Origin of the sequence: Mesorhizobium sp. B2-9-1, from assembly GCF_006439455.1 — a bacterium.
In the GTDB taxonomy this organism is placed as follows: Bacteria; Pseudomonadota; Alphaproteobacteria; order Rhizobiales; family Rhizobiaceae; genus Mesorhizobium.
The window spans coordinates 43,198-61,344 of sequence record NZ_VFTP01000022.1 but is presented as its reverse complement, the minus strand read 5'-3'; the positions used below and the strand labels follow the sequence as shown (position 1 = coordinate 61,344).

Sequence of the window (18,147 nt, the reverse complement as noted above, 5' to 3'; positions counted from 1 at the left end):
TAGGAGCCTTCGGCGAACAGCTTCAGCACCTGGTCGTCCGACACCGGCTTGGCTGCGGCCGGAGCGGACGGGGCGGCCGCGGGCGCCTTCGCAGCCGGAGCGCCGCCGGAAGCGATCGCCGCCTCGACATCGACCTTCACAACGCGGCCATGCGGGCCGGAACCGGTCAGCGCCGTCACGTCGACGCCGGCATCCTTGGCGATGCGGCGGGCCAGCGGCGATGCGAAGACGCGATCGCCTGCGGCGTGGCCGTTGGCGACGGGAGCAGGCTCGGCCTTCGCCGGCGCGGACGCCGCTGCGGCTGCTGCCGGCTTGGGGGCTTCCTTGGGCGGCTCGGCCTTCGGGGCATCCGCTTTCGGCGCTTCGGCCTTGGGCGCGGCGCCGCCGCCGCTCTTGGCAGCGGCCGCGGCATCCTCGCCTTCACCGGCCAGGATGGCGATCAGCGCGTTGACCTTGACGCCCTCGGTGCCGGCCGGAACCACCAGCTTGGCGACCGTGCCTTCATCGACCGCCTCGACTTCCATCGTCGCCTTGTCGGTCTCGATCTCGGCGATCACGTCACCCGGCGAAACCTTATCGCCTTCCTTGACCAGCCATTTTGATAGATTGCCCTCTTCCATGGTCGGGGAGAGCGCCGGCATGGTGATGTTGATTGGCATGATGTCCTCCCGACCGGCTCAGCGATAAGTGACGGCTTTGACGGCCTCGACGACTTCGCCGACGTTGGGCAGCGCCAGCTTCTCGAGGTTCGCCGCATAAGGCATGGGCACGTCCTTGCCGGCAATGGTGATCACCGGCGCATCGAGGTAATCGAAGGCGCGCTGCGAGACCTGGTTGGCGATGTGATCGCCGACCGAGTTCTGCGGAAAACCTTCTTCCACCACCACGAGACGGTTGGTCTTCTTCACAGAGGCGATGATCGTGTCGAAGTCGAGCGGACGGATGGTTCTGAGATCGATGATCTCGGCGTCGATGCCCATGCCGCGCAACTCGGCTTCCGCCTTGAGCGCATAGGTCATGCCGATGCCGAAGGAGACCAGGGTGACGTCCTTGCCCTGCTTGTGGATACGCGCCTTGCCGATCGGCAGCACGAAGTCGTCGAGCTTCGGCACATCGAAGGAATGGCCGTAGAGGATCTCGTTCTCCAGGAAGATGACCGGGTTCGGATCGCGGATCGCGGCCTTGAGCAGGCCCTTGGCGTCGGCAGCCGTATAGGGCATCACCACCTTCAGGCCGGGGATATGGCTGTACCAGGCGGCATAGCACTGCGAGTGCTGGGCGGCGACGCGGGCCGCCGCACCGTTGGGACCACGGAACACGATCGGCGCGCCCATCTGGCCGCCGGACATATAGAGCGTCTTGGCGGCCGAGTTGATGATCTGGTCGATCGCCTGCATGGCGAAGTTGAAGGTCATGAACTCGACGATCGGCTTCAGCCCCGCCATCGCGGCGCCGACGCCGACGCCGGCAAAGCCATGCTCGGTGATCGGCGTGTCGACGACGCGCCTCGGCCCGAATTCCTGCAGCAGGCCCTGCGTGATCTTGTAGGCGCCTTGGTACTCGGCGACTTCCTCGCCCATGACGAAGACATCGCCGTCGCGGCGCATCTCCTCGGCCATGGCGTCACGGAGCGCTTCGCGCACCGTGGTGGAAACCATCTCGGTGCCGGCGGGAATATCCGGATCGGCGGCGATCTCCGCCTTCGGCGCGGCGGCGACAGGAGCGGCAGCGTCGCCCTTGGCCGCGGCCGGGGCTGGCGCCGGCGCGGCCTTTTCAGCCTTGGCGGGCTCTTCACCGACACCTTCGCCGGCCTTGTCGACGTCCTCGCCGTCGACGGCAAGCACGGCGATGACCGCGTTGACCTTGACGCCTTCACTGCCGGCGGGAACCACTATCTTGGCCAGCGTGCCTTCGTCGACGGCTTCGACTTCCATCGTCGCCTTGTCGGTCTCGATCTCGGCGATGACGTCACCGGCGACGACCTTGTCGCCTTCGTTCTTCAGCCATTTGGAAAGATTGCCCTCTTCCATCGTCGGCGACAGCGCGGGCATGAGAATTTCGATCGGCATGTCCTTGCCCTCTCCTTAGAGTACGATGTCGGTCCAGAGCTCGGACGGATCCGGCTCGGCGTCGTTCTGGGCGAATTCGGCGGCGTCAGCGACGATGTCGCGGACTTCCTTGTCGATGGCCTTGAGCTCGTCCTCGCTTGCCCACTTCTTGCCGAGCAGCCGCACCCGGACCTGCTCGATCGGGTCATGCTCGGAGCGCATCTTCTGCACTTCCTCCTTGGAGCGGTATTTTGCCGGGTCGGACATCGAATGGCCGCGATAGCGATAGGTCTGCATCTCGAGGATGAGCGGACCGTTGCCGGCACGGCACCATTCGGTGGCGAGATCGGCCGCCGACTTCACCGCGCGCACGTCCATGCCGTCGACCTGGATGCCGGGAATCTTGAAGGAAGCGCCGCGATGCGAGAAGTCGGTCTCGGCCGACGAGCGCGACACGGACGTGCCCATGGCGTAGCGGTTGTTCTCGATGATGTAGATCACCGGCAGCTTCCACAGCGAGGCCATGTTGAAGCTTTCATAGACCTGGCCCTGGTTGGCGGCGCCATCGCCGAAATAGGTCAGCGAGACATTCTTGTTGTCGCGGTAGCGGTTGGCGAAGGCGAGACCGGTGCCGAGCGACACCTGCGCGCCGACAATGCCGTGGCCGCCGTAGAAATGCTTCTCCTTGGAGAACATGTGCATGGAGCCGCCCTTGCCCTTCGACAGGCCGCCGCGGCGGCCAGTCAGCTCGGCCATGACGCCGCGCGGCGACAGCTCCATCGCCAGCATGTGGCCATGGTCGCGATAGGCGGTGATCATCTGGTCGCCTTCGATCAGCGCCATCTTCATGCCGGTGACGACGGCCTCCTGGCCGATATAGAGGTGGCAGAAGCCGCCGATGAAGCCCATGCCGTAGAGCTGGCCCGCCTTCTCCTCGAAGCGGCGGATCAAAAGCATGTGCCGGTAGGCGGAAAGCTCTTCTTCCTTGGTGAAATCCGCCGGTTTGGGCGCTGACAGATTGGGCTGTTTGTCGGATCTGGGTTTTGCGGGCGCTTTTTTGGCGGCGGTGGCCATGCGTCACTCCCTGTTGGCGTCTCTTCGCGGACATTCAGGGAGATCGATCGTCTCCCCACCGATTTGCGGAAAGCTAACATGCAAGGATGCATTGCGCCATGCTGAAAAACGCATGGCTGGCATGCATCTAAGCGATTAGAATCATTGAAAATAAGAGCGATTAACCGAAATTCAGTTATTTCGTCGCAGCAGGCAACATGATGGTGATTTCGTCGGGATGGGACAGATTGAGCGCCTTTCGGGCCTGCTCGTCAAGCATATCCTTCTCCAGGGTGCCTTCATGCATCAGCTGGACACGACGCTCGAAGTCGATCCGGCGCGCCTTCACGGCATCAAGCTGGGCCTGCAATTCAACCGCCCGGGCCTGCAGCCGATATTTGGAATAGATGCCGAATTCGCCGTGATAGGCATGGAAGCCGAAGTAGGCCAGGAAGAGCACGCAAAGCGAGGGAATGATCAGCCTGCCGGTGTTTCTCTGCTTGTGCTGACGTGTCCACATGACCCGAACCCTCGCGGCCGCGAACGCAGACGGCCATGAGTCGTATTTCGCCCGATTGTGCTTAATGGACGGTTACGGAGCGTGGACTTGGCGAAGTGGAATGACCGGCGGGCAAGTTGCCTCAACGTGTTTGCGGTTGCGTGGCTTGCATGCGTGAAAAAGGTTGACGTTGTCCTGAGGTGATGTATGCATACGCTATGCAACTATTGGACGCCAACAAGCTCGGTGCTCTCGGCGCCGTGATTCGCGACAGGACGGAAGCATCCTTGAGGGAGCTTTCGCCGAGCGCGGCGGCGGTGCTGTCGATGCTGCACTTCAAGCCGGGACTGACGACGACGCAACTCGCTGACGTTGTCGGTGTCAGTCAGCCGACTGCCGTACGTTTGATCGACGGGTTGGAGCGGCAGGCGCTGATTGTGCGTGGCAAACCGGAGGGTCGTGTCACGCCGCTGATGCTAACGGAGAGAGGCCACGCCCAGGTCAAGGAGATGCAGGCTCTCCGGCTCACCGCGCTTGACGGATTGCTGTCCGCACTGCGACCGGATGAGCGGCCGCGCTTTGTTTCCATGCTGGATAGGATTCTTGCCGGCGCGACGTCTTCCCGGGCTTTCGCGAGAACAACCTGTCGCCTCTGCGAGCATGATCTTTGCGGAGCCGAGGTTTGTCCGATCGGCTGTCGCGCCGCTGAAATCGAGAAACAGGAGAGCGAGCGATGATCATTTCTTACGCCGGACATTCGCCGGCGATCGATACCGATGCGTGGGTCGCCCCGGACGCCACCGTATGTGGCGATGTCACCGTTGGCGCCGGCGGCCGGGTCATGCATGGCGCCCGCCTCGTGGCGGAGGCAGGCGGCTCGATCCGCATTGGCCGCTACTGCATCGTGCTGGAGAATGCGGTGATCCGCGCCACAGCGCGTCACCCTTGCACGATTGGGAACTATTGCATTGTAGGTCCCAATAGCCACGTGGTCGGCGCAGAAGTCGGCGATGAGGTTTTTATCGCTACGGGCGCTGCGGTATTCCATGGCGCACACATAGGGCGCGGATCGGAAGTCCGCATCAACGGCACCGTTCACCTACGCACCCGCCTCGAGCCTGGCGCCGTCGTACCGATCGGCTGGATCGCCGTCGGCGACCCGGCGCAAGTCCTGCCCCCCGACCGGCATGAGGCAATCTGGTCTCACCAGAAACCGCTCGATTTCCCGGGCTACGTCTACGGCGTCGACCGAAACGAGCCGGACGTGATGCTGAAAATCACAGGAGGCCTCTCGGCGGCGCTCGGCGTGCATCGCACGGAAAGCGCTTGACGAGTGCGGTGCTCCCAGGCGCGTCGCGCGAGGCCCTGCGACGCGCTCTAAAATCTTTGTTTTGATGTCGTTCTCTCAAAACCGCTGAGCACTTTTGAGCGACATGCATTAGCGGCTCAGCGAACGAGCGCGCTTACATTCCCTGGAAATTGCCTGGATTAGCCCTTGACCACCGACTTGCCCGCATAGCGCGCCTGCTTGCCGAGCTCTTCCTCGATGCGGATGAGCTGGTTGTATTTGGCCATGCGGTCCGAACGCGACAGGGAGCCGGTCTTGATCTGCCCGCAATTGGTGGCGACGGCGAGGTCGGCGATGGTCGAATCCTCGGTCTCGCCCGAGCGGTGCGACATGACGGCGGTGTAGCCGGCCTTGTGCGCGGTCTCGACGGCGTCAAGCGTTTCGGTCAGCGAGCCGATCTGGTTGACCTTGACCAGGATCGAATTGGCGACGCCCATGCGGATACCGTCGCGCAGCCGCGCCGTATTGGTGACGAAGAGGTCGTCGCCGACGAGCTGGGTCTTCTTGCCGATCAGGTCGGTCAGGATCTTCCAGCCTTCCCAGTCGTCCTCGGCAAGGCCGTCCTCGATGGTGATGATCGGATAGTCGGCAGCGAGCTTGGCAAGGTACTTGGCCTGCGCCTTCGGATCGCGGGTCTTCTTCTCGCCCTCATAGACGTAATTGCCGTCCTTGAAGAACTCGGTCGCCGCGCAATCGAGACCTAGGGCCACGTCCTCACCCGGCCTGAAGCCGGCCTTCTCGACCGATTCCATGATGAAATCGAGCGCCGAAGGCGCGCTCTTCAGGTTGGGAGCGAAGCCGCCCTCGTCGCCGACATTGGTGTTGTGGCCGGCATCCTTGAGCTTCTTGCGCAGCGTGTGGAAAATCTCCGAGCCCCAGCGCACGCCGTCGCGCAGCGTCGGCGCGCCGATCGGCAGGATCATGAATTCCTGGAAATCGATCGGGTTGTCGGCATGCGCGCCGCCGTTGATGATGTTCATCATCGGCACCGGCAGGACGTGCGCCTTGGTGCCGCCGACATAGCGGTAGAGCGGCAGGCCCGCGGCTTCAGCCGCGGCCTTGGCGACCGCCAGCGACACGCCGAGGATGGCGTTGGCGCCGAGGCGGCTCTTGTTCGGCGTCCCGTCGAGCTCGATCATCGTCTGGTCGATATGGATCTGGTTCTCGGCTTCCATGCCGCCGATCGCCTCGAACAGCTCGCCGTTCACCGCTTCGACGGCGCGCTGCACGCCCTTGCCGAGATAGCGCGGTCCGCCGTCCCGGACTTCGACCGCCTCATGCGCGCCCGTCGATGCGCCCGACGGCACAGCGGCGCGGCCCATGGAGCCGTCCTCCAGCACCACGTCGACCTCGACGGTCGGATTGCCACGGCTGTCCAGGATTTCACGCCCGACAATGTCGATGATGGCGGTCATTTGCGATGTCCCCGATTGATCGATTGAAGCGTCGCGCCCCTCTTAGCCAAAGCAGAGCAAAAGGCAATCGGCGGGCCCGCATTTATTACCGCGGGTGTGATTCACGAAGCGCAATTTTCTGTCATCATAAGTCATGCGCGCTGTGTGACCATCTCATCTATGGTCGCGTTCGCGCGGGACGAAACAGGAGGAGTTTCGCCATGTCCCAGTTGAGCGGTATCGTGAGTTTGTTCCTGATCGCGGCAGCGTTCCTGACGTCATGCGACGATCAGAAACCCCAGCAGAGCTCGGTGGAGCTATCAACTCTCAACGCGGCGGAATAGTTAAACGTCAAAGGCCCCCGGCTTTATGTCGGGGGCCTTTCGATTCCCAGCTTGCCGATCGCGCGATCAATGCCAATAGGGCTTCACATGGTAATACTGGAATGAAGCATCGCGGGCGGCTTCGCCGTCGGCGCCGGTCAATTCGTCGATCGAATATGCCGGTGCCGCCTGGAGCTGCTCCTTGGTGAACGGCACGACATAGCCGCCTTGATCCTCGTCATAATCGAGCGTCGCCCACGGAATCGCGTGGTACTTCTCGCCCATGCCGAGGAAGCCGCCGAAACCGATCACAGCGAACATGATGCCGTTCGACATCTTGTCGAGCATCACGTCCTCGATGCTGCCGATGCTTTTGCCTTCGGTGTTATAGACCGACGTGCCGATGACGCGCGAGGCGGCAATGGCTTCGGTATGCCCGGACGGAGTAGTCATGATGGTGCTCCTCTCGTTGAATGCATGCACCGACAATGAGAGGAGCGCGCTAAGGTTCCCGACGATTTGCTCAGCTGTCGGTGAGGCAGCCCCCGCTCACCACAAGCCGGCGCAGGATCGAGGTCCGCCGCTGGAATCAGTGGCCCTTGGCGATCCGATCAAAGGCCATGAGCTTTTCCAGCAGCGCCGGCATGTCCTTGAGAGGCACCATGTTGGGGCCATCCGAAGACGTCGAATTGTCCGGGTCCTGATGGGTTTCGATGAAGACGCCGGCGACACCGACGGCAACGGCCGCGCGCGCGAGCGTCGCGACAAAGCGCCGTTCGCCGCCGGAGGAGCCGCCCTGCCCGCCCGGCTGCTGCACGGAATGGGTGGCGTCGAAGATCACCGGGGCGCCGATCTCGGCCATGACCGGCAGAGCACGCATGTCCGAGACTAGCGTGTTGTAGCCGAACGAGACGCCGCGCTCGGTGGTGAGCACATTCGGGTTGCCGGAGCCGGTGATCTTGGCGACGACATTCTTCATGTCCCAGGGCGCGAGGAACTGCCCCTTCTTCACGTTGATGACCTTGCCGGTCCTGGCGGCGGCGACCAGCATGTCAGTCTGGCGCGACAGGAAGGCGGGAATCTGCAGGATATCGACGTGGGGTGCTACGATCGCGCATTGCTCCTCGTTGTGGACGTCAGTCAGCACAGGAAGGCCAAACTCCTTGCGCAGATCGTCGAAGATCGGCATCGCCGCATCGAGCCCCGCGCCGCGCGTCGCCGACAGAGAGGTGCGGTTGGCCTTGTCGTAGCTGGTCTTGTAGACGAGGCCGATTCCCAGACGTTCCGTCAGTTCCTTCAGCGCGCCGGCCATGTCGAAAGCGTGCTGGCGCGATTCAAGCTGGCACGGGCCGGCGATTAGCGACAGCGGCGCATTGTTGGCGAAGACGACCTTGCCGACGGTTACCGATGCGTTGGGCGCCAGGGGCTTGCTCATGGGATCTCCCGGAAGATGAAGGCGGCGCCCTGTCCGGGCGCCGGCGGAACGACGATGTCACTGCCGTTCATGTCGTGATCGATGGCCCCGGCCACAAGCGCGTGCGCCGCTGTAGCTTTGTCGCGGATCGAGAAAACAACCGCCTGAAACCGTAAATGCGGTGAGGGTTCGGCCGCCAGGCCGAAGCGCTGCGCGTAGGTTTCGGGCGTGACGATGCTCAGGACCCCATTTGGCAGCCGCACCGCGTCACCGTCTGCCTCTGAGCCGGCGGCGATCGAGATCAATGCGATCTGCGCGGCAGGCACATCGCTCACGGCGATCACCTCGACGATGCCGGACACGCCATTGGCATGGGCCTGCAGCGCCGTGCGATCGATCTTCGGCGGGTTCACGCGCTCGCAGGCGAAGAGGAAGGCGTCCGTCGCTCCCTTGCCGGCCGCGAAGGCCAGCTTGAAGGACGCCGTGTCGCTCTTTCCGTTCGCATCGGTGAACGCGCGTGAGAAACGCAGCGTATCGCCGGCTGACAGACCGGCTTCGACAAAACGCATATGGTCGGCATCGGCATTGCCGGTTCCAAGCACGACGGCGGAAAAACCTTCCTCGCCCAGCCGCTCGCGAAAAAGGCGGTCGCGCGCTATGAAAACATTGCCGGCCGAAATCGCTTGTCTTGCCGCCCGTTCATTTCCCACCGCTAGCGGCTCGAGATAGGTGCCGTCGGCAAAAAAGACGCAGGCGTTCTCCGAGCCGAACGGGTGGATGCCCGTGGGGGCGACGACGAAGCCGAGCGAGGCCAGACGCGACCGCGCGGCATCGAGGTTCCGTGTCGGCAACACGAGATGGTCGAGCGGATGGGCGGAGTTTCTGGTCATGCCGGCGCGGTGTGCCTCATTCCGGCCGGCTGTTCAAGAGCGGCGGCCCGACGGACCGTGCTCTGCCGCTTCAGGCAGCGGCCACGACATCGGCCGAATAGCGCAGTTCGCGCAGCGGCTTCACCTTGCTGGTCGTATCCGCATAAATCGGATGCGCCTTGTAAGCGGCAAGCGCCGCCTCGTCCTCGAACTCGGCATAGACGACGACATCGATCGCATTGGAGAACTGATCGACCTTGGTGTTGAGCGTCACCTCGAAATGCTTCGAGTGCGGAATCTTGCCGAGCGCCAGCAGGCCCGAGCGCACAGTCTCGACATCTTCCTTGCGCCGCACGCTGAAGAAAACGATGTGCCGGATCAAGCCAGCCTCCCTGGTCTTCGTTTCAGCGGCGTTTTTGTGGGAGCGATGCCCAGGCGTCAACCGGCAACGATGTCGCGCCCGCTATGCGAAACCGGCGAGACCTTACCCGGTGACGTAGCGCACGATGCGCGAGACTTCCCGCACGGTCACGTCGAGGTAGTGGCCGCGATTGTAGAGGCCGTCCCAGAACAGGAAGAAGGTGATGGAGGCGATGACGATCACATAACGCATGGCTAAAACTATCCCATGCGGACGGCCGGAACCAGAGCGGCCGGGGCAGCGATTTTGGCAGTTCACTGCTTTTTGCCTGAAGCGCTTTCCCGTCAGCGACGGCGCGGGCAGCCGCGCAGGCAGCCGCGTCGACGCTGCACGATGTCAAAGCGTGATGCGGTATTTGGCGAAGCCTGCCTCGCCCTCGCCTGCCGGCTCGATCTTCAACGACTTGACCTCGGCAATGAAATCCTTGGCCCTCGGGCCGGTCTCGAAGACGACGCTGGCGCCGGGCAGAGGCGCGAACGACCAGTTGCCGTCTGCCGACGGATTGATGGTGCCCTCGCTGACGACGTAGCGCACGATCACGTCGCGGTTGGTGTCGGGCGCCTCATAGATGATCTTCGAGGCGTTGATATCGGGAAAATTGCCGCCGCCGCCGGCACGGTAGTTGTTGGTGGCAACGACGAATTTCGCTGCCGGATCAATCGGTTTTCCGTCGAATTTCAGGTCGGCGATGCGGTTGGAGCCTGCGTTCGCGACGCCGCCCTTGGCATCGTATTTCGGCGGCTGCGACAGGTCGATCCTGTAGGTGACGCCATCGATGACGTCGAAATTGTAGGACGGGAAATCGGTGTTGATGAGCGGCTGATCCGCCTTGCCCGGCTCGATATGGTTGAAGATGCCGGCCGACATCTCCAGCCATTCCTTCACCTCGGCGCCGGTGATTTCGACGGCGCGCACCGTGTTCGGATAGAGATAGAGATCGGCGACGTTCTTGATGGCAATATCGCCCACTGGAACGTCGGTATAATAGTCGGCGCCGTTGCGGCCGCCGGCCTTGAAGGGTGCCGCCGCCGATAGCAGCGGCACGTCCTTCCACCCAGTGCTCTTCAATATGTCCTTGAGATACCAGGTCTGCGCCTGGTTGACGATCTGCACCGACGGATCGTCGGCCACCAGAGCGAAATAGGAATAGAGCGGCGCCGAGGTCTTGCCGACGGCGCGGCGGACATAGGCAAGGGTTGCCTCGTGGTCCTGCTCGAGCGCCGCGATGATGCGCTTGTCGTCGCCAACCGTCGCCTTGTTCTTGTTGTCGACGCGCTCATAGATCGGCCGCGCCTCGGAGGTGGCCGAGACGACCCGCCATGTCGAGCCGTCGCGCTCAAGAAGCAGGTCGATCAGACCCATATGCGAGCCCCAGAAGCCACCCATGACCGCCGGCTTGCCCTGCAGCGTGCCCTTTTCGGTGTCGACGCCTGCGAGCGCCTGGAAATCCTTCTTGCCGGGGAAGACCAGGTGCTGGTGGCCGGTGAAGACCGCGTCGATGCCCTCGACGCCGGCGACGAAGAAGGAGGCATTCTCCATCTTGTCGCCCTGCTTGATGTCGATGCCGGAATGCGAGAGCGCGATGACGATGTCGGCGCCTTCTTCCCTGATCTGCGGCACCCAGGCCTCGGCCGCCTCGACGATGTCGCGCGTCTGGACGTTGCCTTCGAGGTTTTTCAGGTCCCAGACCATGATCTGGGGCGGCACGAAGCCGATGACGCCGATCCTGATCGGTTGCTCGGCACCCGACCCATCCTTGATCTTCCTGTCGAGGATCACATAGGGCTTGAGGTAGAGCTTGTCGTCGCGCGGGCTCGTGGCAAGCGTGGTGCCGCGGACCAGGTTCGCGCAAACGAAGGGAAAGTTGGCCCCGGCCAGCACCTTGTCGAGAAAGGACAGGCCGTAATTGAATTCATGGTTGCCGAGCGTCGAGCATTCATAGCCGAGCAGGTTCATGCCCTTCATGACCGGGTGCAGGTCGCCATCCTTCATGCCCTCCTCATAGGCGACATAGTCACCCATCGGGCTGCCCTGCAGCAGGTCGCCATTGTCGATCAGCATGGAATTGGTGGCTTCCTTGCGCACCGCATCGATCAGCGAGGCGGTGCGCGACAGGCCCATCGTGTCGTTCGCTTTGTCGGCGTAGTAATCGTAAGGCAACAGGTTCACATGGATGTCGGTCGTCTCCATGATCCTGAGATGCGCCTGGTTGGCCGCGGCGCGGGCGGAGAACGGATGCAGCATGATCAGTGCGCTGCCGGCAGCGACGCCGGCCAGGAATTCGCGACGGGAGATGGGCAGTCGTGACATTTTCTTCTCCTCTTCGACAACGCGACAACCCCTTGCCCCAGGCACGGAGCATGGCGCTGAAGGCGCGTTGAGTCCACGTGCGCGGACAGCCGTTCAATCACGACAAGGTGACGCGTCGATGAAGCAGGCTACAGCTGGCGATCAGCTTTTGTCGTCGTCGCCCTGCGTGATCAGGCGCGCGCTGCGCTGGCCCGTAAAATATATCCATAGCCAGCTAAGCGAGACCGCCAGGCGGTTGCGGAAATCTATCAGGAAATAGATGTGCGCTATGCCCCAGAGCCACCAGGCGAGCCAGCCGGTGAGCTTGATCCAGCCGAAATCGATGGCGGCGGCGCGCTTGCCGATCGTCGCCAGATCGCCGTCATGACGGTATTGGAAAGGACGCGTCGCCATGTCGCCGGCGAGCCGCGCCTTGATCGTCGCGGCAACATGCTTGCCCTCCTGCTTGGCAGAGGGTGCCACACCCGGCACCGGCTTTCCATCCGGCCGCAGCACATGCGCGGTGTCGCCGATGACGAAAATGTCTGGACTGCCCGGCACGGTGAGGTCGGGTTCGACGATTACCCTGCCCGCCCGGTCGGCCGGCGCTGCCAGCCATTCGGCCGCCGGCGAAGCGGCAACGCCAGCCGCCCAGATGATCGTTCTTGCAGGCAGGCGCTTGTCGCCGAAGACCACCCCTTCGGCATCGAGGTGCGTGACGGGGCGCCCGAGCTCGATGGTGACGCCCAGCCGTTCCAGCGCCTTGCGGGCATAGTCGGAAAGCTGCGGCGCGAAATTGGCCAGGATCCGGTCGCCGGCTTCGATCAGCACGACGCGCGCCTGGCTCGGGTCGATGTTGCGGAACTCGCCGCGCAACGTGTCATGCGCGAGCTCGACAATGGTACCGGCGAGCTCGACACCGGTCGGCCCGCCGCCGACGATGACCAGGGTCAGCAGCGCCTGGCGCTTCGCCGGATCCGTTTCGCGCTCGGCCTGCTCGAAAGCGAGCAGGATACGGCGCCGGATCGTCGTGGCATCCTCAAGCGTCTTCAGACCCGGCGCGAACGGCTCCCATTCGTCATGGCCGAAATAGGCGTGGCGCGCGCCGGTGGCGAGCACCAGCGTGTCATAAGGGATCGAGCTGCCGTCCTCGATCAGCACGCGCTTGCCGGCGCGGTCGATGCCGGTGACATTGCCGAGAAGCGTCGTCACGTCCTTGCGCCTGCGCAGAAGATGGCGGATCGGCCAGGCGACTTCCGAGGTCGCCAGCGACGTCGTCGCCACCTGGTAAAGCAGCGGTTGGAAGAGATGGTGGTTGCGCTTGTCGATCATGGTGATGCGCACCGGAGCTCCCGCCAGCGCGCGCGTGAGTTCGAGGCCGCCGAAGCCGGCGCCGACGACAACGACTTTATGCTCGGTTTCGCTCATTTCATTCCACCTCGCCAAAGTGCAATCCTACCGATGATGTAAGTATTTTTGTGCACTGCAACAATATTGCGCGTGGGCAACGGTCATGCCCGGGAGTCGTCGTGCGGCGTCGTGAATGCACATGCGGTCGCACAGGCGCGAGTATAGCGTGAAACAAAACGACAGGAGCCAAGCATGGCTGACAAACACGACGACGAAGGCCCGGCCCAATACGCCTCACCGCCCTGCTTCATGCACGAACTCGACCCGGAATACCGGGAGCCGCTCTCCGACTGGACGGATGTTCGGCGATGGCGCAAGGCCGAGCGAGAGCGACTCATCACCGGGCGCCTCGCCGTTTCAGCCGACGCGCGCGCCGCCATGTCGGCACGCATCGCGGAAGGCCTCGACGCGCTGATCGGCGACATAGCCGGCCGGATGGTCAGCCTCTACTGGCCGTTTCGCGGCGAGCCGGATCTGCGTGGCTGGATGGCCTCGATCAACGATCGCGGCGGGCGCACCGCGCTGCCCGTCGTCATCGAGAAGGGGCAGCCGCTGGTGTTTCGCGCCTACAAACAGGGCGACCGGCTGGAAAAGGGCGTGTGGAACATTCCGATCCCGGCCGAGGGCGACCCGGTGCTGCCCGACATCGTGATCTCGCCGATCGTAGGCATCGATCCAGGTAACTATCGGCTGGGTTATGGCGGCGGTTTTTACGATCGCACGCTTGCCGCAATGCCGTTCAGGCCGCTGGTCATCGGCGTCGGCTACGAATTGCAGCGCATCCCGACCATCTACCCGCAGCCGCACGATATCCCAATGACTACTGTGGTGACCGAAGCCGCAGCGGTCTAAGCCATCTCAGGCCGCAGCCCGACCGCCGTGCGATCGACGATCTCGCGCAGCGCGAAGGACGAGTTGATCTTGGTGACGTGCGGCATGGCTGACAGCCATTCCTTGTGGATGCGCTCATAGTCGACGAGATCCTTCGCCGCGATGCGCAGGATGTAGTCGTATTCGCCCGACATCAGATGACAGGAGAGCACGTTCGGGCAGCGCTTGATCGCCGCCTCGAAATCCGACAGCGTCTTTTCGAATTGCCCCGACAGCGATATGTGCACGATCGCCGTCATCTGGTGGCCGAGCGCGGAATTGGACAGCCGCGCGTGGTAGCCGCGGATGGTTCCGGACTTCTCCAGATTGTCGAGCCGGCGCGAACAGGCCGATTGGGAAAGGCCGACCTTCTCCGCGAGCGCCGCATTGGGGATCCGGCCATCCTTCTGCAAAGTCTCCAGAATGGCGATATCAATCCTGTCGAGCCGCATTTTTCGTGGTTCCTGCGAATTTCAAGTCGTTTTGCGCAACGATTATCGAAGAGCGACCATTGCCGCAAGTGCATTCGCAAACACATACGGAACGATTCGTGGTTGACTGCGGTTACTGCGTGTCCACCCTCCGTATTTTCGACCCGGTGACATGCACGAGCGACAGTGAGAGCGCCCCTTGAAGGGCGCGGACAGGGAGAAGAAAGATGCGTGTCGGCTGCCCCAAGGAAATCAAGAACCACGAATATCGCGTCGGCCTGACGCCGGGCTCGGTCCGCGAATATGTCGCGCATGGCCATGAAGTGCTGGTCGAGACCGGTGCTGGCGCCGGCATCGGCGCCGACGACAACGCCTATCGCGCCGCCGGCGCCACCATCGCCAAGACGGCCGCCGACGTGTTCGCCAAGTCGGACATGATCGTCAAGGTCAAGGAGCCGCAGCCCAACGAATGGGTGCAGCTGCGCGACGGCCAGATTCTCTACACCTATCTCCATTTGGCTCCGGATCCGGAGCAGACCAAGGGTCTTCTTGGCTCGGGCGTCACCGCGATTGCCTATGAGACCGTGACCGACGACCGCGGCGGCCTGCCGCTGCTCGCGCCGATGTCGGAAGTCGCCGGCCGCCTGTCGATCCAGGCCGGCGCGACTGCGCTGCAGAAGGCCAATGGCGGCCGCGGCGTGCTGCTCGGCGGTGTGCCCGGCGTGCTGCCCGGCAAGGTCACCGTGCTCGGCGGCGGCGTCGTCGGCCTGCATGCAGCCAAGATGGCTGTCGGCCTCGGCGCCGACGTCACCATCATCGACCGCTCGATCCCGCGTCTTCGCCAGCTCGACGACATCTTCGGCGGCCGCGTCCATACACGCTACTCGACCGTCGAAGCGCTGGAGGAAGAATGCTTCTCGGCCGATGTCGTCATCGGCGCCGTGCTGATCCCGGGCGCCGCCGCGCCCAAGCTCGTCACCCGCGAAATGCTTTCCGGCATGAAGAAGGGCTCGGTGCTGGTCGACGTCGCGATCGATCAGGGCGGTTGCTTCGAGACCTCGCATGCCACGACGCACGCCGATCCGACCTATGAGGTCGACGGCGTGATCCACTATTGCGTCGCAAACATGCCTGGCGCCGTGCCGGTCACTTCGGCGCACGCGCTCAACAACGCGACACTGCACTATGGCCTGCAACTCGCCGACAAGGGCCTGAAGGCGCTGGTCGACGATCACCATTTGCGCAACGGCCTCAATGTCCACAAGGGCAAGATTACCAACCGCGCCGTCGCTGAGGCGCTCGGCTACGAAATGGTCGAACCGAAGGCGGTCCTTGCCGCCTGATAAGTCGCAACGATTTCCTTCAGTCGCCCGCTGGGTCATTCCGGCGGGCTTTTTCTTGCGCGGAAACTGCGCTTCCGTCGAAAATCTAGGCAACAAAAAAGCGGAGCAAAAAGCCCCGCTTCCTCGACTGTTGCGATCTGCCGCCGGTCCATCCGCGGTCGACACATCGCAACCACTGCTTTTTAGCGCAGCAGTACGACGAGAATACGACGGTCTTGAAATGCGCCTCTTTTCGTTCTTCCGCCATTATGCGGCCTTGTGTGAAACGCTTCACATTCGCTCGACGAGAAACACGCCTAGAGACTGACCGTTACTGGCGGCCCGAGCTGCTTGCCGGGTCGGACGAGTCCGGCCCGGACGGCACTGGCCCGACAGCTTCTGTCAGACCCTCCAACAGCCCGTCCGACCATCGGCGGGCTTCTTTTTTGGGTCATGCCCGCTCGATGCGGCATTGATAGCAATTGTTGCGGGCCGAGCGGACATGGATGTAGGCGATGTCGGCGCGCCCAAACAGCGTCCGCGCGCGGGCGGCAATCTCGCCGGTCGGCGTGACGGCGCCGCTGCCATAAACGATGCGATCGTCCCTGCCGTAACCCCTGACGATATAGTCGCTGCTTTCGAGCATCTCCGGCAGCGCATCCCCTTCGGCTGCGCGCTCGCATTCCTCGGCATGCAGGAAGATCGGGCCGGTTTCGGCATAGGGCTGCAGTTCCGGAAACGGCCGGTAGGCAACGATCAGATAGCCGTCACCTTCGGCGACGTTCCTGAGGCAATGCCTGCATGGCACGCCGTCGCCGTCGGAAATGCGGTGCTCCGGGGTGCGGCCGTAGGCATCGGGCCCACCCCGCTGCAAGGCGCGCACGGCTTCGGTCGGCAAGGCTTTGAACTGGATGCTCATGGCAGATCTCCGGTGTCGATCTCCGGAAATTATGCCTCCTCGACGACGGCTCCCACCCGATTCCTGACTGGCGGAACCGTTTCTCACCAGTCCTGGAATTGCTCTAGGGTCGCATGACGCTGGCCGACCGCTCGGCGAAGGTCAGCGGATGCACGACCTCTCTCTTCTGCGCCACCGGCGTGAAGCCCAGCTTCTGGTAAAGCGGCAGAGCTGCCGGATGGTCGAGCGTGCAGGTCTGCACGGTGACGCGCCTTGGCCCATATGCCCAGGCCGCCGAGATGGCGGCGCCAAGGAACCAGCGGCCGATGCCTTGGCCGTGCGCATGCTCCATCATGCCGAAATAGGCGAGCTCCACCTCGTCCGGCAGATGCGGCTTCAGGTCGAAGAAGCCGGCGGGAGCGCCGTCGAGATAGAGCACGCGGATGTCGCGGTCCTCGCGGTGCAAGCCGGCGGCAAGCTCCTCGTCGCTGAGCCTCAGCACATTGACCCAATGCCATTTGCGACCGACGCGATCCATCAGATAGCGGTAGAAATGAAGCGGGATATCTTTCGTCTTCAGCAGCGCGATCTGGCGATTGTAAGGGATCGGCGGCGAAACCGTCGGAGCCGCGTGCATCTCCAGGAATGTAACCGTGACTTCGATATCCTGCGGCGTGCCGTTTTCCATCATTCTTTCCCCGTCACCACCGGTGTGTCGCTGAGACTGCCCCACTCAGTCCAGGACCCGTCGTAAAGCCGGTTGTCGGTGTGGCCGAGCGTCTCGAGCGCCAGCGTGATCGCCGCCGCCGTGATGCCCGAGCCGCAGGACGTCACGACCGGTTTCGACAGGTCGATGCCGGCATCCTCGATCACCTTGCGCAGGCGATCCTTCGGCAGCAATTCGCCATTCTCGGCAAGCGCCGTGACCGGAACGTTGTGCGCACCCGGCATATGGCCCGAACGGACGCCCGGACGCGGCTCCGGATCGGTTCCGGCAAAGCGGCCGGCCGAGCGCGCGTCGGCGATCTGGCTCTCATGGCTGCCGACGATCCTGCGCATCTCGTCGAGGCCGACAACACGGCCGGCATCGAAATCGGCATAAAAGACGCTCGGCGCGATCTTTGTCGGCTCGGCCGTCACGGGTCGCCCCTCGGCCTTCCAGCGGTCGATGCCGCCGTTCAGGATGTAGACCTGGAAGACGCCCATGACACGGAACATCCACCAGGCGCGCGGCGCCGAGAACAGGCCGGGGCCGTCATAGACGACGATGGTGTCGTCAGCCGAAACGCCCATGGCGCCGACATATTGGGCGAAGTGCTGCGGCGCTGCCAGTGTGTGCGGCAGTTTCGAATCCGGATCGGACACCGCATCCTGGTCGAGGAAGCGAGCACCCGGAATATGAGCGGCATCGTATTCGGCGCGGGCGTCGCGCTTTTGCGCCGGCAGATACCACGAAGCGTCGACAATGGTGAGACCCGGCTCGCCAAGTCGCTTTTCCAGCCAATCGGCGTCGACGATGAAGGGACTGTCCTGCGCCATTTTATTCTCCTGCCCCGCC

Annotated in this window: 20 protein-coding genes; 4 read left to right on the top strand and 16 right to left on the bottom strand. The window is 63.3% G+C overall.

Annotated features, from left to right (window positions below; translation table 11 throughout):
- The 4 genes from FJW05_RS25140 to FJW05_RS25125 form a co-directional block, all read right to left on the bottom strand.
- Positions 1 to 659 (bottom strand): biotin/lipoyl-containing protein (locus FJW05_RS25140; protein ID WP_140636559.1); only part of this gene is annotated, 659 nt, incomplete at its 3' end.
- 18 nt (positions 660 to 677) lie between these two features.
- On the bottom strand, positions 678 to 2,069 hold the full coding sequence (locus tag FJW05_RS25135; protein ID WP_140636557.1) for a pyruvate dehydrogenase complex E1 component subunit beta: 1,392 nt from the start codon (positions 2,067 to 2,069) through the stop codon (positions 678 to 680).
- A gap of 15 nt (positions 2,070 to 2,084) precedes the next feature.
- Entirely contained in the window at positions 2,085 to 3,122 is a 1,038-nt protein-coding gene (gene pdhA, locus FJW05_RS25130; RefSeq protein WP_140636555.1) for a pyruvate dehydrogenase (acetyl-transferring) E1 component subunit alpha, read from the bottom strand.
- A gap of 175 nt (positions 3,123 to 3,297) precedes the next feature.
- Positions 3,298 to 3,621, bottom strand: a complete 324-nt coding sequence (locus FJW05_RS25125; protein WP_140636553.1) for a septum formation initiator family protein — start codon at positions 3,619 to 3,621, stop codon at positions 3,298 to 3,300.
- 197 nt (positions 3,622 to 3,818) lie between these two features.
- Here FJW05_RS25125 and FJW05_RS25120 point away from each other — a divergent pair, with 197 nt between their 5' ends.
- Positions 3,819 to 4,337 (top strand): MarR family transcriptional regulator, encoded by a 519-nt coding sequence (locus tag FJW05_RS25120; protein WP_140636569.1) that lies wholly within the window; start codon positions 3,819 to 3,821, stop codon positions 4,335 to 4,337.
- A complete protein-coding gene (locus tag FJW05_RS25115; protein WP_140636552.1) occupies positions 4,334 to 4,930 on the top strand; it encodes a gamma carbonic anhydrase family protein in 597 nt (198 codons plus the stop codon). Before FJW05_RS25120 ends, FJW05_RS25115 begins: the two co-directional genes overlap by 4 nt.
- Positions 4,931 to 5,088: 158 nt before the next feature.
- Here FJW05_RS25115 and eno read toward each other — a convergent pair whose 3' ends face one another.
- The 8 genes from eno to FJW05_RS25080 all read right to left on the bottom strand — a co-directional run bounded on the left by eno (position 5,089) and on the right by FJW05_RS25080 (position 13,086).
- On the bottom strand, positions 5,089 to 6,363 hold the full coding sequence (gene eno, locus FJW05_RS25110) for a phosphopyruvate hydratase (protein WP_140636550.1): 1,275 nt from the start codon (positions 6,361 to 6,363) through the stop codon (positions 5,089 to 5,091).
- Between the two features lie 389 nt (positions 6,364 to 6,752).
- Positions 6,753 to 7,118 carry a PRC-barrel domain-containing protein gene (locus FJW05_RS25105; protein ID WP_140542895.1) on the bottom strand — a complete coding sequence of 122 codons (366 nt, stop codon included), beginning with the start codon at positions 7,116 to 7,118 and terminating at the stop codon, positions 6,753 to 6,755.
- Positions 7,119 to 7,254: 136 nt separating this feature from the next.
- Positions 7,255 to 8,100, bottom strand: coding sequence for a 3-deoxy-8-phosphooctulonate synthase (gene kdsA, locus FJW05_RS25100; protein WP_140542894.1), 846 nt, complete (start codon positions 8,098 to 8,100; stop codon positions 7,255 to 7,257).
- On the bottom strand, positions 8,097 to 8,969 hold the full coding sequence (locus FJW05_RS25095; protein ID WP_140636548.1) for a VOC family protein: 873 nt from the start codon (positions 8,967 to 8,969) through the stop codon (positions 8,097 to 8,099). The genes kdsA and FJW05_RS25095 overlap by 4 nt, the downstream gene beginning before the upstream one ends.
- A 70-nt stretch (positions 8,970 to 9,039) precedes the next feature.
- Positions 9,040 to 9,330 (bottom strand): Dabb family protein, encoded by a 291-nt coding sequence (locus tag FJW05_RS25090; RefSeq protein ID WP_095765474.1) that lies wholly within the window; start codon positions 9,328 to 9,330, stop codon positions 9,040 to 9,042.
- Between the two features lie 102 nt (positions 9,331 to 9,432).
- Complete coding sequence (locus FJW05_RS27955; protein WP_263481783.1) at positions 9,433 to 9,561, bottom strand: hypothetical protein; 129 nt, start codon at positions 9,559 to 9,561, stop codon at positions 9,433 to 9,435.
- Between the two features lie 144 nt (positions 9,562 to 9,705).
- A complete protein-coding gene (locus tag FJW05_RS25085) occupies positions 9,706 to 11,679 on the bottom strand; it encodes a bifunctional 2',3'-cyclic-nucleotide 2'-phosphodiesterase/3'-nucleotidase (RefSeq protein WP_140636546.1) in 1,974 nt (657 codons plus the stop codon).
- Positions 11,680 to 11,820: 141 nt separating this feature from the next.
- Positions 11,821 to 13,086, bottom strand: coding sequence for an NAD(P)/FAD-dependent oxidoreductase (locus FJW05_RS25080; protein WP_140636544.1), 1,266 nt, complete (start codon positions 13,084 to 13,086; stop codon positions 11,821 to 11,823).
- A 174-nt stretch (positions 13,087 to 13,260) separates the two neighbouring features.
- Between FJW05_RS25080 and FJW05_RS25075 the strand changes: the two genes are divergently transcribed.
- Positions 13,261 to 13,920: a 5-formyltetrahydrofolate cyclo-ligase gene (locus FJW05_RS25075; RefSeq protein ID WP_140636542.1), complete on the top strand. Its 660-nt coding sequence runs from the start codon at positions 13,261 to 13,263 to the stop codon at positions 13,918 to 13,920.
- On the opposite strand, the gene FJW05_RS25070 is transcribed toward FJW05_RS25075, so the two are convergent.
- On the bottom strand, positions 13,917 to 14,390 hold the full coding sequence (locus tag FJW05_RS25070; RefSeq protein ID WP_040982960.1) for an Lrp/AsnC family transcriptional regulator: 474 nt from the start codon (positions 14,388 to 14,390) through the stop codon (positions 13,917 to 13,919). The two genes, FJW05_RS25075 and FJW05_RS25070, sit on opposite strands and share 4 nt — an antisense overlap.
- 206 nt (positions 14,391 to 14,596) lie before the next feature.
- Here FJW05_RS25070 and ald point away from each other — a divergent pair, with 206 nt between their 5' ends.
- Positions 14,597 to 15,712, top strand: a complete 1,116-nt coding sequence (ald, locus tag FJW05_RS25065; RefSeq protein WP_140636540.1) for an alanine dehydrogenase — start codon at positions 14,597 to 14,599, stop codon at positions 15,710 to 15,712.
- Between the two features lie 430 nt (positions 15,713 to 16,142).
- Here the strand turns inward: ald and FJW05_RS25060 are convergent, their stop codons facing one another.
- The 3 genes from FJW05_RS25060 to sseA all read right to left on the bottom strand — a co-directional run bounded on the left by FJW05_RS25060 (position 16,143) and on the right by sseA (position 18,128).
- Entirely contained in the window at positions 16,143 to 16,610 is a 468-nt protein-coding gene (locus tag FJW05_RS25060) for a DUF1203 domain-containing protein (protein ID WP_140636538.1), read from the bottom strand.
- Between the two features lie 103 nt (positions 16,611 to 16,713).
- On the bottom strand, positions 16,714 to 17,277 hold the full coding sequence (locus tag FJW05_RS25055) for a GNAT family N-acetyltransferase (protein WP_140636536.1): 564 nt from the start codon (positions 17,275 to 17,277) through the stop codon (positions 16,714 to 16,716).
- The gene (gene sseA, locus FJW05_RS25050) at positions 17,277 to 18,128 is read right to left on the bottom strand and encodes a 3-mercaptopyruvate sulfurtransferase (RefSeq protein WP_140636534.1); all 852 of its coding nucleotides are present in this window, start codon (positions 18,126 to 18,128) and stop codon (positions 17,277 to 17,279) included. Before sseA ends, FJW05_RS25055 begins: the two co-directional genes overlap by 1 nt.
- Positions 18,129 to 18,147 lie beyond the last annotated feature (19 nt).